The 13393-nt window shown below is 57.4% G+C and carries 12 protein-coding genes and 1 tRNA gene; 7 read left to right on the top strand and 6 right to left on the bottom strand.

What is annotated here, in order from left to right; translation table 11 throughout:
• Positions 1 to 42 precede the first annotated feature (42 nt).
• Positions 43 to 127: transfer RNA gene (locus KCG46_RS06255), tRNA-Leu, on the bottom strand.
• Positions 128 to 271: 144 nt separating this feature from the next.
• Between KCG46_RS06255 and KCG46_RS06250 the strand changes: the two genes are divergently transcribed.
• From KCG46_RS06250 to KCG46_RS06240, 3 genes are read left to right on the top strand one after another with little or no spacing between them, the layout of a single operon-like run.
• Entirely contained in the window at positions 272 to 571 is a 300-nt protein-coding gene (locus KCG46_RS06250; protein WP_218404415.1) for a DUF3297 family protein, read from the top strand.
• Between the two features lie 51 nt (positions 572 to 622).
• The gene (gene der, locus KCG46_RS06245) at positions 623 to 2077 is read left to right on the top strand and encodes a ribosome biogenesis GTPase Der (RefSeq protein WP_218404413.1); all 1455 of its coding nucleotides are present in this window, start codon (positions 623 to 625) and stop codon (positions 2075 to 2077) included.
• Entirely contained in the window at positions 2077 to 2559 is a 483-nt protein-coding gene (locus tag KCG46_RS06240; protein WP_218404408.1) for a DUF2721 domain-containing protein, read from the top strand. The genes der and KCG46_RS06240 overlap by 1 nt, the downstream gene beginning before the upstream one ends.
• A 62-nt stretch (positions 2560 to 2621) precedes the next feature.
• Here KCG46_RS06240 and bfr read toward each other — a convergent pair whose 3' ends face one another.
• The 3 genes from bfr to KCG46_RS06225 all read right to left on the bottom strand — a co-directional run bounded on the left by bfr (position 2622) and on the right by KCG46_RS06225 (position 6036).
• Entirely contained in the window at positions 2622 to 3104 is a 483-nt protein-coding gene (bfr, locus tag KCG46_RS06235) for a bacterioferritin (RefSeq protein WP_218404407.1), read from the bottom strand.
• Positions 3105 to 3661: 557 nt separating this feature from the next.
• Positions 3662 to 4945, bottom strand: a complete 1284-nt coding sequence (locus KCG46_RS06230) for a DUF418 domain-containing protein (protein WP_218404406.1) — start codon at positions 4943 to 4945, stop codon at positions 3662 to 3664.
• 65 nt (positions 4946 to 5010) lie between these two features.
• A complete protein-coding gene (locus KCG46_RS06225; RefSeq protein WP_218404403.1) occupies positions 5011 to 6036 on the bottom strand; it encodes an SPOR domain-containing protein in 1026 nt (341 codons plus the stop codon).
• Positions 6037 to 6266: 230 nt separating this feature from the next.
• Here KCG46_RS06225 and KCG46_RS06220 point away from each other — a divergent pair, with 230 nt between their 5' ends.
• From KCG46_RS06220 to KCG46_RS06210, 3 genes are read left to right on the top strand one after another with little or no spacing between them, the layout of a single operon-like run.
• Positions 6267 to 6986, top strand: coding sequence for an AAA family ATPase (locus tag KCG46_RS06220; RefSeq protein ID WP_218405340.1), 720 nt, complete (start codon positions 6267 to 6269; stop codon positions 6984 to 6986).
• Between the two features lie 15 nt (positions 6987 to 7001).
• The gene (locus KCG46_RS06215; protein ID WP_218404402.1) at positions 7002 to 7592 is read left to right on the top strand and encodes a hypothetical protein; all 591 of its coding nucleotides are present in this window, start codon (positions 7002 to 7004) and stop codon (positions 7590 to 7592) included.
• A 29-nt stretch (positions 7593 to 7621) separates the two neighbouring features.
• On the top strand, positions 7622 to 9046 hold the full coding sequence (locus KCG46_RS06210) for an SPOR domain-containing protein (RefSeq protein WP_218404400.1): 1425 nt from the start codon (positions 7622 to 7624) through the stop codon (positions 9044 to 9046).
• A gap of 58 nt (positions 9047 to 9104) precedes the next feature.
• Here the strand turns inward: KCG46_RS06210 and KCG46_RS06205 are convergent, their stop codons facing one another.
• Together KCG46_RS06205 and KCG46_RS06200 are read right to left on the bottom strand one after the other, a co-directional pair.
• Positions 9105 to 10334 (bottom strand): dihydroorotase, encoded by a 1230-nt coding sequence (locus KCG46_RS06205; protein WP_218404399.1) that lies wholly within the window; start codon positions 10332 to 10334, stop codon positions 9105 to 9107.
• Positions 10331 to 11347, bottom strand: a complete 1017-nt coding sequence (locus tag KCG46_RS06200; protein ID WP_218405339.1) for an aspartate carbamoyltransferase catalytic subunit — start codon at positions 11345 to 11347, stop codon at positions 10331 to 10333. The genes KCG46_RS06205 and KCG46_RS06200 overlap by 4 nt, the downstream gene beginning before the upstream one ends.
• A gap of 135 nt (positions 11348 to 11482) precedes the next feature.
• On the opposite strand from KCG46_RS06200, the gene sppA reads away from it, so the two are divergent.
• On the top strand, positions 11483 to 13363 hold the full coding sequence (gene sppA, locus KCG46_RS06195) for a signal peptide peptidase SppA (protein ID WP_218404398.1): 1881 nt from the start codon (positions 11483 to 11485) through the stop codon (positions 13361 to 13363).
• The last annotated feature ends 30 nt before the right edge of the window (positions 13364 to 13393 follow it).

The following is a 13393-nucleotide window of genomic DNA, read 5'->3' as shown; positions in this document are numbered from 1 at the left end:
CGGTTGTGTCTCTGCGTTCGTCCAGGGTCCGGGGCGAGGCATTGGTGCGGGCGAAGGGACTCGAACCCCCACATCTTACGATACTGGTACCTAAAACCAGCGCGTCTACCAATTCCGCCACGCCCGCATGCCCAGACGAAGCCGCGCGGAAGACTCGTGGCCTCCCGCGCGCATCTGCGCTGGCCCTCTATCGCCGGATGAACAAAAGGGCAAGCGCGCAGGTGTGATTGGATGCTTGTTTAGCGGCCACGAGCAGACTAATGGGCCGCCTATGACTGAAGAAAACACACCAAAACCATCCGGAAACGACGTTCCGCCTGCCCACCTTTCGGTAAATCCGCGCAATCCGGCTTTTGATGCCGAAGTTCTGCAACGCGGCGTTGGCATCCGGTTTAAAGACCGCGTGCGCACCGATATCGAGGAATATTCGATCACCGAAGGCTGGGTCCGCGTTCAGGCTGGCAAGACTGTCGACCGCAAGGGTCAGCCGCTGACGATCAAACTGACCGGCCCTGTCGAGGCATGGTACGAAGATCTCGGCGACAATCCGCCGGTTGCCAAAAGGGACTAAGCGCGCCCTTTTCTTGCCAAGTGGCAGGATAGGGGCCACTTGCTGCGTATCATGAAACCTCAGGTTATTATTATTGGTCGTCCCAACGTGGGCAAGTCGACGCTGTTCAACCGGCTCGTCGGCAAAAAACTCGCGCTGGTCGATGACCAGCCGGGCGTAACTCGTGATCGCCGGATGGGCGATGCCGAGATAGCTGGCCTGCAATTCACGATCGTCGACACTGCTGGTTGGGAGGACGAGGACGACCTCACCCTGCCCGGCCGCATGCGTAAGCAGACCGAGGCGAGCCTAGAAGGTGCAGACGCCGCGCTGTTCGTCATCGATGCGCGCGCTGGCCTTACGCCTCTCGATGAAGAGATTGCGCGCTACCTGCGGGAAAACGAAGTGCCGATTGTTCTTGTCGCCAACAAAGCGGAAGGCTCCGCGGGCGAATCGGGCGTACTTGAAAGCTATTCGCTCGGATTGGGTGAGCCGGTCGCGTTGTCTGCCGAGCACGGCGAAGGCATCGCAGATCTTTTTGCCGGGCTCTGGCCGATCATTGGCGAGAAAGCCGATGCTGCGGAAGAAACTGCTGACTACGAAGCAGAATTTGATGAAGACGCGCCGCTTGGCCCGCTCAAGCTGGCCATCGTCGGGCGCCCAAATGCAGGCAAATCGACACTCATCAACCGGCTGCTTGGCGAAGATCGCCTGCTGACGGGACCGGAAGCGGGCATTACGCGGGATTCCATCGCGATCGATTGGAAATGGACCGACCCGAAAGCGGGGCCAGACGACGATGGCGAGCGTGAAATCCGCCTGATCGACACCGCCGGTATGCGTAAAAAACGCAATGTGACCGAGAAGCTGGAGAAGCTATCCGTTGCCGATGCCCGCCGTGCGGTCGATTTTGCCGAAGTCGTTGTTCTGCTGCTCGATGCGACACAAGGCCTTGAGCATCAGGATTTAAAAATCGCCAGCCTCGCGCTCGAAGAAGGCCGCGCTTTGATGATTGCCATCAACAAATGGGATATTGCCGGACAAGGCGGTCATGATACTCCCAGCGGCTTGTTTAACGGCATTAAAGCCGCACTACATGATGGTTTGGCCCAAGTGCGCGGTGTTCCGCTTTTCGCAGTAAGCGCAAAGACCGGCAAAGGGCTGGACACCATGCTTTCCGCCGCGTTTGAATTGCGCGAAAACTGGTCAAAGCGTGTACCAACCGCTGCTCTGAACCGCTGGTTCGACGATGCGATGGAGGCCAATCCGCCGCCGGCACCGGGAGGCCGCCGAATCAAACTGCGTTATATCACACAGGTCGGCACCCGTCCGCCGCGCTTTGTGATCTTCGGAACACGGCTTGATGCGCTGCCGAAAAGCTATGAGCGGTATCTGGTCAACGGCATCCGCGCGAAACTGGGCTTTGACGCTGTGCCGGTGCGCGTCTCGCTCAAGAGCCCGAAGAACCCGTACAATGCCAACAAGGGCGGAGGCGGAAACTACAGCGGCGGATCGGACAAAACGTAATGTTCGATCTTTTCGCAGCATCAGATATCGCCGCCGAAATTTTGGAGCGGACATCAAGCACACCCGACACCTTAAGTGCTGTCCAGCTGAGCCTGGCGCCGGCATTTCTGCTGGTCGGTATAGGCAGCATTATGAACGTGATGGTCACACGGCTCAATTGGATTGCAGGCCGAATTGAGCGGCTGTCCGAAATCAGCGAACAGAAGCAGACAGAAAAGACGGATCTGGAAATCGATTGGTTGTGTTCGCGGCGATTGCTCGCGCGCCGGGCGATCATGCTCGCAACGGCGGCTGCCGTGGTCATCAGCGTTGTTATCGCGGTACTGTTCAGCTCCGTCTATATCGATGCAAAGATTGGTACTGTGGTCGCAGTGCTTTGGATCGTAACAATGGGATTGCTGATCACTGCCCTATATCATTTCCTTCGCGAGACGTGGGTCGCCGCACGCGGGCCGGAACACACTCAGCGTAAGGGCAAATGAAAAGGGCGGGTACGTCGCCGCCCCGCCCTGTCCGGATAGATATTTAAAGCGCTGACGCGGGATTACTCCTCGCCAGCCGCCTTGCTTTGCAACTGCACGTAATTTTGCAGGCCCATGTTCTTGATCATGTCAAACTGGGTTTCGAGGAAATCGACATGCTCTTCCTCGGCGGCAAGAATATCCTCAAAGAGTGTTTCTGAGGTATAATCCTTCACCTTTTTTGCGTGTTCAGCTGCATCGCGCAGCAGAGGAATCGCGTCTTCTTCCAAAGCCATATCTGCTTTGAGAATCTCTTCCACGTTTTCGCCAACCCGAAGGTTATGGATCGCCTGAAAATTCGGCAAACCGTCAAGAAATAGAATGCGCTCGGCAAGTTTGTCAGCGTGCTCCATCTCTTCGATGGATTCCTTGCGCTCATACGCAGCGAGCTTGGTCACGCCCCAATCGTCGAGCACGCGGTAATGCAACCAGTACTGATTGATTGCGGTCAGCTCATTGGTGAGCGCCTTGTTCAGAAATTCTATGACTTTGGGATCGCCCTTCATGGCGTTGTATTCCTTGAATTATGGCCGCGCCAGGCGCAGCGAATGATGTGATTGAGCACCACCTATATGCGCGCTCAATTCACCTAAAACAAGGTGTAATCCAAAATTTTTCTTTATAAATCAGGGGCTTGCGATCAATTCGCAATAACGCCTGACTAACTTATACTGCGACTTTTTCGCAAGAAGCAGCGACTTTTGCGAGCGCGCGTTCCTGATCGATAATTTCACCTGCTTTTCCAAGACATTGGCCGCAATTCGGCCGCTTGCCAAGACAAGCATACGTCGCTTCTGCGTCTCCGCCGCTCGTCAAAGCAGCCTTACGAAGGTCCGTTTCCCGGATTGCGTTGCAAATGCAGATATACATTGGCTTTTAGAATCACTCCTGCGAAGCGTTTGCAGAAGCAAGATATGCGAATTATTCTCAATAGCAAGGGCATTCTTTGTTTTGCGCACACCATCCGGTGCGCGACACCCTCGCCCCTTTGGGCCTGCGGGCGGGCGGTCGCCCTTGCGGCGAGCTGCGCTGCCGATTGACCAACTCAATCGAAGCAACGAAATCACCGTCGGAGTGGAAACTTTTTCCAATAGGTCAGGCAGCGCCACAACCACTCCAGCGGGCCGTAGCGATAGCGATCAAGCCAGGGTTTTGACCAAATCAGCATCACTGCCCACATTATTACAACAATAATGTAGAGCTGGGGCCGGCCAAGATCACCGTAATAACCCAGTGCCCAGCCATGGAACACAAACAGCATGACGATCGATGTACCGAGGTAATTGGTGAAGGCCGCGCGGCCTGCAGCGGAAATGCGCTGGCCCAACCATCCGGTCCAGCTTGGCGAATACACCACCAACAATGCCGCGAGCCCCATGGCCATGGCAAGGCGCGGTAGAGCCGATGTACCGAGATAGGCCGCCATCGCCGCCAGCAAATCAAAGTCGGTCGAAATCACCCAAGTCGCCACCCAATAAGATAACGCTCCGCCGACGATGATGCCGCTCCACCCCCAAAGCACCATCTTCTTGCGGTCGAATTTGCCTTCGAAAAAGCCCATCCGGAACAGGCCCATGCCAATCAGCATCAGGCTCGACGTTTCAACCAGGCTTTGGGACACAGCAGAAATCGGCGTCAGCAAGTTCTCTGTGAAATTGGACGCAACAAAGCCGAGATAATCGCCCGCCAGAATTGCATCGGTCATTCCTTGAGCGACGCTCATCCCCGACGCCATCTCTCGTTGCATTTCCGCAGCTTCTTCAGGACTTAGCAGATTGCCGTTTGCCATCAGATACAAACCGCCCATCATCGCGGTGTAAATCAGCGCGCTGATTACAAAGCCGAGCATCCCGAGCACAAACTGATTGAATGGCTTGAGCGTATAAAATGCGAGCAGCACAAGCGCGCTCACTGCGTACAAGAAAAGAATGTCGCCGAACCATATAAAGTAGAAATGCAGGAGGCCGAACATGCCGAGAAATGCGAGCCGCCGGATAACAAGTCCAGTGCCACTGCCGCGTTCGTTTGCCTTTTCAAGGAACAGGAACAGGCCAGCTCCGAACAAGATCGAGAACAGGCCGCGCATTTTTCCGTCGATCAATACGAACTGCGCTATCCACCACCAATGGTCGGGATCATTATCGTTCGAGAGGAACGATCCGGGGTCGAAAGTCGCCATTAAAGGCTGACCAAAGGCGATGATGTTCGCGGCCAGAATACCCATCACGGCGATACCGCGGATGAAATCGAGGCTGGAAATACGCTCTTTGACGGTCACCGGCGCCAGAACAGCCTCACTATCCGCCGTGATGTCGTCCGCTGCTGGCGTGGCTGAAGCGTCGCTCATTATTCGTCCCCATCTGGTCCCTGCCTTGCAATCTAGCAGGGCCTCAGATGAGGGGAAGAGCTATATCATGGCTTTGCGACGATGCAGCCTTGGCCTTGGCGTTGGAGCGAGGCGCAAGCAGCGCTTGCTTCACCGCGAGTGGCGAAACCGACTGCCTGAAGGCGTGTTACCTTACCGCCCGGCACAAGAACCTTGCGGGTTCCTGAAAGCGCCGGATTGCCGGAAAGCTTGTTCCAAAGACGATCCGCGTTGCCAGAAACACCGAAAGCACCGAGCTGCACTTTCCATTTGCCGCCTGCACTTGGACGCGAAGGAGTTGGATTGGGGGCCGGAGCGCTCGGCTGAACTGCCGGACGCTGATAGGTGACCGCAGCAACGCGTGTCGGTTGCGGAGCAACCTGCGGCGCCGCTGCTGGTGCCGGTGCCAGTGCTGGTGCCGGTGCCGGTGAACGCGTAGCGAGATCAACAGCCGCTAAATCAGCAGAGAGGCGCTTGCCCGCCTCGATTTCAATCTCACGAGCGACAAGCTGTGCCTTTTGGCGATCTTCGCTGGGTACATACTGGTCCATCTGCCCCAGCGCTTTTGACGCCTGAGGCAATCCGGAAGACTGAGCCAGCGTTAGCAACGCATAGGCTCGCACCCAGTCTTTTTCCGCGTAATCCGCATTAAAGTGAGCGAGGCCGAGAACATATTGCGCGCGCGGGTCGCCGCGCTCGGCAGCAGACTTGATCAACGGCATAGCATCGCGCTGCTGCCCCTGTTGGAACAGCAAGAGACCGTAATTATCGGCCGCTTTCACGTGGCCGCGTTCGGCGGCCTCTGCGTATAATTCCTTAGCGCGCGAAACATCGGCGGTAACCCCGCGGCCAAGCCTGTATGCCTGCGCAAGGTTGAACATTGCATCGGCATCGCCGCTTTGTGCCGGTGCCTGCCATTCGGCCACGGCGCGATTAAAATCCCCCGCACTCCATGCATCCACGCCCGCCTTAACATCTGCAAGTGCCGGCCCAGCGATCATGGCCAATCCAGCGGCACCGATCAACGCCGCGCGGCGGATCAAAGAGTTCGAATTTGTGATGCGTTTTGCCATTTGCAGTGCGCTCCTTAACTAAAGCCACGCCCGTAAATGGCATGACGATTATCTCGTGTGACACTTACTATAGTGAACGAAGGGTTAGGATTTCGTTGCCGCCCCATGAGGCTTAGAAAACTCCGGCCACGGCTGCGATGTTAACCTAAAATTAGGGGTAGTCTGCGATCTCAACGTCACTCAGCCGCAAATGAGCGGCACGAATGGTCACAATCAGGGGGACCCAGACGTTGCGTGTACTTGCTTTGGCATCACAGAAAGGTGGATCGGGTAAAACGACCCTTTCCGGACATCTGGCCGTACAGGCTCAGCGCGCTGGCGCTGGACCGGTCGTCCTCATCGACATTGATCCACAAGGCTCACTCGCCGATTGGTGGAATGAACGCGAAGCGGAATATCCCGCCTTTGCGCAAACCACTGTATCGCGCTTGGCCAATGACCTTGCGGTTCTGCGTCAACAAGGCTTCAAACTGGCAGTGATTGATACACCGCCAGCGATCACGATGGCTATTCAGTCAGTGATCGGTGTCGCCGAGCTGATCGTAGTACCCACCCGCCCTAGCCCGCATGATTTGCGCGCAGTTGGCGCTACAGTTGACCTGTGCGAACGCGCTGGCAAACCGCTGGTCTTCGTAGTCAATGGCGCGACCCCGAAAGCCAAAATTACCTCGGAAGCCGCTGTCGCGCTGTCGCAGCACGGCACCGTTGCTCCGATCACGCTTCACCACCGCACAGACTTTGCAGCCTCTATGATTGATGGCCGCACTGTGATGGAAGTGGAGCCTGAAGGCCGCAGCGCCGCAGAGCTTACCGCGCTTTGGAAATACATTTCCGACCGGCTTGAAAAGAATTTTCGCCGCACTGTGTTTGCCGCACCTCCGGGTGGCGGTCAGCCGCAGGCGAATGTTGGCCGGTCACAAGGTGGCTTCGGTCGCCGGGTTGCTCAGTAAAAGGCACCCTGGACCATGTCTGAAGCCAGCTTTGCCTCTCTAAACCCGGCTTTGCTCGCTCGTAAGGGCGGGGCGAAGCCTGCCATGCGCCCTCAGCTTGCGCCGCTCCCGGAAGATCCGACAGAGATGGCAGCAATGGCTGACGAGCAGCTCGAAGACTTGGGCTGGAACGATATGGGCAGCGAAGGCGCCGAAAACGATCCTACAGAGGCCGAAACCGGCGCTGATGTCGTATCGATCAGCGCAAGCGCAGCCAATGAAGACGTGATCGAGGCACCCAGCCCGATTGTCCGTCGTCAGCAAAAAGATCTGACTGACCGCGTGCTTGCCGATGCGGCGATGCCCGCCAGCGAGGAAGTTGCTGACGAGCCAGTCAAGCCGAGCAAACGCAAGGCAAAGAAGGCTGCGACTGCCAAGAAATCAAAGAAAACCGGCAAACGCGCCGCCTTTACGCTGCGTCTTGATGCCGATCGCCATCTGAAATTGCGTCTCGCTTCGACGATGAAAGGTGTGAGCGCGCAAGCGTTTGTCACCGAAGCGCTCGACGCAATGCTTACTCAATTTGAAGAACTGGATGCGCTCGCCGAGCGCATGCAACGCAACTGAGCGATATGAAGAGGACCAGGACAATGGCCATGACAACGCAAAGCAGCAAATCGAGCCGTATGAGCACGCCGAAAATCGGCTTGGTCGTCACCACCGCGCTCGCCAGTGTCGCGCTTTCGGGCTGCACCACTTCCGCTGCACCGCCAGCAGCAACCTCTTTCAGCAAGGCTCAGGTCGCTCTTGAAAAAGGTCAGGTCGACAAGGCAATCGCCTTTGCAGAAGAAGCTGTCTACGCCGAACCACGCAATTCTGGCTTCCGTGCGATGCTGGGTGCTGCCTATCTCGAATCAGGCCGCTTCCAATCGGCAGCGACCAGTTTCGAAGACGCTCTTGAGCTTGGCAGCGAAGATCCGCGTACAGTGCTTAGCTACTCGCTTGCCAAAGTCGCGATGGGCCAGAACAAGGCCGCGCTCGCCAAACTGAGCCAATGGGAAAACGCCATCAATCCAGCCGATTACGGTCTGGCTATTGCCCTCGCAGGCAATCCAGAACGCGGCATTCATGTTCTCACCAACACGCTTCGTGATGGCCAGAACAGCGCAAAGGTTCGCCAGAACCTGGCTTACACCTATGCTCTTGCCGGAAACTGGCGCGCAGCACGCGTGATGGCCGCAGAAGATGTTCCAGCAGATCAGCTTGATGGCCGTCTGTCGGATTGGGCCGCAAATGCGCGTCCTGAGGATTATCAGGTCCGCGTTGCCTCGCTGCTTAATGTCACTCCGAGTTCGGATGGCGGCATGCCGCAACGTCTGGCACTCGCCAACTTCCCAAGTCAGCAAATGATGGTTGCAGAGGCTGAAGCTCAGGCTCCGGTTAAAACGGCAGAGCTTGCTCCTGCAATTGCGACTGTTCCAAATTCAGCAGCGAAATTGAGCGACACTTCAAACGGGCTGAAACGTGTTGAACCCAACCGTCCGGTTCGTGTCGCAGCAAAGAGCTCAGCACCGCTTCCGGTGGCCGCTGCAGCGCCCGCTCCAAAAGCCAAACCAGCACCGGCAGCGGCTGCGAAGCCAGTTCGCAAACCAGCGCCGCGCTTTGTTTCAAACGCCGTTGTTCAAGACGTGCCAAAATCTGCGGTGAAAGCCCCGGTTGCGGCTCCAACACGCGTCGCCCAAAAATCTCCACAGCGCCGTATGGCGGTAGCATCCAAACCAGCAGGCACTCACCTTGTGCAGCTGGGCAGCTTCAGCAACCGCGCAGTCGCGGAAGCAAAGTGGGGCGAAATTCAGCGCAAGCACCCTGAATTGAAGGGTCACGATGTTGTTATCACCGAAGCACGTGTGAACGGCAAAACATTCTTCCGCGTCGCAGCGGCTGGTTTCTCATCGAAGAGCGCGCGCAGCATGTGCGGCTCCGTTAAATCGGCAGGCCGTGGCTGCTTTGCCTATGCCGCATCGAGCCCGCCAAAAGGCGCGGTTGATCGCGGCGTGCGCATTGCCGCTCGCACGCGCTAAGCCAAACTTACATACTTCAGCGAGACTACCCTCGGGGCGAAAGCTCCGGGGGTATTTTTTAGATTTTGACGCCGCCTTTGAAGAGAGCCTTCACCCGGCCTTGCACGCCCTGACGGTCAAACGGCGTGTTGTCCGATGTCGCCTCCATCTTTGTGCGATCCACAAACCACGGCGCATCGGGATCGATAACCGCGATGTCGGCTTCGTTCCCAGTGACCAACGCTCCTGCTCCAGCACCCAGCAGTTTCGCCGGATTGGTAGAGAGCAGCTCAAGCGCGCGCGGCGTATCGATCACCTCATCGCGGACCAGTCCAAGCGTCAGGGCAAGCAATGTCGCAGCCCCTGCCATACCTGACTCCGCATCAGCAAAAGGCAAACGTTTTCCTTCTGGGCCGCAGGGATCGTGACCGCTGGAAATGACATCAACAGTACCATCGCCAATGGCCACACGCGCTGCCTGACGATCAGCCTCGCACCGCAGCGGCGGCGAAAGGCGCGTAAAGGTGCGGAAATCTGCGGTTGCGAGATCGGACAGCATAAAGTGCGCTGGCGTGATGCCGCAGGTTACATTGACGCCGCGCGCTTTCGCTTCGCGGATCAGATCAAAACCGCGCGCGGTCGTGACCTGCCGGAAATGCACCCTCGCCCCGCTCATTTCAGCCAGCGCGATATCGCGGGCAAGTGCAAGCGCCTCGGCCTCGGCAGGGGCACTTGGCAGCCCAAGCCGCGTGGCGATTTCACCGGCCGTCGCAGCCGCTTCTCCCACCAGAGAACCGTCTTCCGCATGAGCGACGACGACAAGATCAAGCATCGCGGCATATTGCAGCAATCTCAGCATGACGCCGCTGTCAGCGATCCAGCCACGCCCGGTCGCGACACCGCGAGCGCCCGCCTCTTTCATTAACGCGATTTCGGCCAGCTGACTGCCTGCCAGACCGCTTGTCGCAGCGGCGAGCGGGTGGACCCAGAGATCAGGCTTGCCGCTCTTGGCGATAAAGTTGACGCGGCTCGGGTAATCGAGCGGCGGGGATTGGTCCGGCATCAACGCCGCACGTGTGATCCCGCCAAAATGAAACGCGGGCTTGTTGATGGCAAAAACGCCCAGATCAACCAAACCCGGTGCAATCAATTTGCCGCCTGCGTCAAATGTCTCGTCGCCATCCTGAGCGGCAATGCCGGATCCAACAGCGGCGATGACGCCATTTTCGACACGGATCGCCCCCTCTGTCATTCCCTTTGGAGTGACGATCGTACCATTGGTTATGATGAGTGGTCGAAGCTGTTTCATACCCAGCCCTCCACACCGCGAGCGCTCCGCGTGAGGATATCCAGACATGCCATCCGGATTGCGACACCCATTTCAACCTGCTGCGTGATGATTGATCGGTCGAGCAGATCGGCAACCTCGCTGTCGATCTCTACGCCCCGGTTCATCGGCCCGGGATGCATCACGATTGCATCAGGCGCGGCCGACTGGAGCCGCGCTTTCGTAAGGCCGTATAGATGATGGTATTCGCGCTCGGACGGGATGAATTGGCCCGACATCCGCTCAGATTGAAGCCGCAGCATCATAACAACATCGGTGCCTGACAAAGCTGCATCGAAATTGTGAAAAACCTCCACTCCGACGGCCTCGATACCCGATGGCACCAATGCCGGAGGCGCGCACACCCGAACCTTCGCGCCAAGCGCTTGGAGACAAAGAATGTTCGAACGAGCGACGCGGCTATGCAGGATATCGCCGCAAATCGTGATCGTCATGCCGGTGAAATCTTCGCCGCTCTCGCCGCGCTCTTTCAACTTGTGCCGCAGAGCAAGCGCATCGAGAAGCGCCTGTGTCGGGTGCTCATGCTGGCCATCACCGGCATTGAGGACAGGACAATCAACCTTATCCGCGATCAACTGCGTCGCACCGCTTGATCCATGGCGGATCACAATAGCGTCAGCCCGCATCGCATTGAGCGTGATCGCGGTATCGATCAGCGTCTCGCCCTTTTTCACGGAGCTTTGCGCGGCATGCATATTGACCACATCCGCGCCCAGCCGTTTACCCGCAATCTCAAAACTAAGCAGCGTGCGTGTCGAGTTTTCGAAGAATGCGTTGATGATCGTCATCCCGCCCAGCAGCCCTGCATGCTTGGCGCTTTGGCGGTTTAGCTCAACCCACTGTTCAGCCTGATCAAGCAGGTAGAAAATCTCATGCCGTTCGAGCTGGCCGATGCCGGTCAGGTCGCGATGCGGGAATGCGAGACGCCCCGCCGGAAACCGGTTTTGCGTCTGTGAAGAATCCGAACCTGTCATTAAAGCCATGCCCTTAGTCGAGGCCTATCGGTCACTCAACCCATTCTAGGCAACCACGCCCATAGAATTTCGTTCAATTGGTGGTTAGATGGGAATAGCAAGCGCGGCTAAGGTGCCGTCAAAGGGGCCAATTGTATGAGTTTTGTCGGCAAAGTCTGGAAAGTACTGGTTGGGGTCAAGGATGGTCTCGTCCTGATTTTCATGCTGCTTTTCTTCTTGGCTCTTTTCAGCCTTCTGTCGGCCACCCCAAATCCGGGTCAGGTCCGCGAAGGTGCGCTCTACATCGATTTGTCCGGTTATGTGGTTGAGGAGCGGTCCGAAGTCGATCCAATCGCCACACTGCTCAGTGGTCAGGCCCCACCAATTGAGCACCAGGCCCGCGATCTCGTCAGCGCATTGGATGCAGCGGCTGGCGATGACCGTATCAAAGCTGTCGTAATGGATCTTACAACCTTTGTCGGCGGCGGTCAGGTTCATATGCAGGAAATTGGCGAAGCGATGGACCGCGTCCGCAAAACAGAAAAGCCGGTCTTTACCTATGCCCTCGCTTACGGCGATGATCACATGCATCTTGCTGCCCATGCGAGCGAAGTCTGGGCCGATCCGCTTGGCGGCGCCATGATCGCAGGCCCTGGTGGCAGCAATCTTTATTACGCCGATTTACTTGACCGGTTGAACATCAATGCACGCATCTACCGCGTAGGTACGTTCAAGGCTGCGGTTGAGCCCTATTCGCGCAGTTCCATGTCCGAGGAAGCGCGTGAGAATATTGGCGCGCTTTACGGCGCACTGTGGGAAGAATGGCAGGCCAACGTCAAAAAAGCGCGCCCTGCCATCGAACTGGACCGCGTGACCAAGGATACCGTAGCGTGGGTAGAAGAAAGCGGCGGTGATCTTGCGAAGGCCGCGCTCGCTGCCGGATTGGTCGATAAATTGGGCGACCGAGTTGAATTCGGGACACGCGTTGCGGAAGTCGCCGGCGAAGACGAATGGAGCAAGTTGCCCGGTGCCTACGCCAAAAGCGATCTCTCGCCATTCCTCGCGGACACTGCTCCATCGAGAAACGGCAAAGCTATCGGTGTTGTTACAATCGCGGGTGTCATCGTTGATGGCGAAGCCGGTCCCGGCACAGCCGGAGGCACACGGATCGCAAAACTGCTCGATAAGGCTCTGGAAAACGATCTTGCCGGATTGGTTGTGCGCGTGAATTCACCGGGCGGATCGGTTCTCGCATCGGAGGAAATCCTACGCGCCATCGACCGCCACCGCGCAAAGGACATTCCCGTCGCAGTATCATTTGCGAATGTCGCAGCAAGCGGCGGATATTGGGTCGCAACATCAAGCGACCGCATTTTTGCCCAACCGGAAACAGTCACAGGCTCAATCGGTGTCTTTGCTGTCCTCCCGACATTTGAGGATGCCGCGAGTGAAATCGGAGTGAACGCCGATGGTTTCCGAACGACGCCGCTATCGGGTCAGCCGGATCTGGTCGCAGGCCTTTCGCCGGAAGTGGATGCGATCCTGCAGGCTTCCGTGACCGATACGTACACTGACTTTCTGGATCGCGTTTCCAAAGCGCGTGGCAAAACCAACGCAGAAGTCAATACTATTGCTCAGGGCCGCGTCTGGGACGGTGGCTCTGCGCGTCAACTTGGCTTGGTCGATCAATTTGGCGGCCTTGACGATGCGCTTGCATGGGTGGCCGGCGAAGCTGAGCTCGAAGACGACGGGTGGCACCCCGTTTTCCTTGGCCAGCAAGCTGCCAATTACAACTCCCTTATCCGTCAACTCGTTTCGGCTGACGCGGCGCCAGCGGCGCGATCAGCCGATCTGTTCGCGCGCGCGGCGATCAATCGCGAATTGATGCTGACGCGCATCGCTGTCGATGTAGAACGGCTGACCGATGCGCGCGGCATTCAGGCTTACTGTCTCGAATGCCCGTCGGATATTAGGCCCGTTTCCGGCAAGAGTGCTTCGAGCATGATAGAGGTGTTCCGGGCGCTGGTCGCGCAATAGGTCTGGGTGAGTTTGGCCTTCAAGCTTAAA

Source organism: Erythrobacter crassostreae (genome assembly GCF_019204045.1).
GTDB classification, from domain to species: Bacteria; Pseudomonadota; Alphaproteobacteria; order Sphingomonadales; family Sphingomonadaceae; genus Erythrobacter; species Erythrobacter crassostreae.
This window is presented reverse-complemented; position numbering and strand designations above follow the sequence as displayed.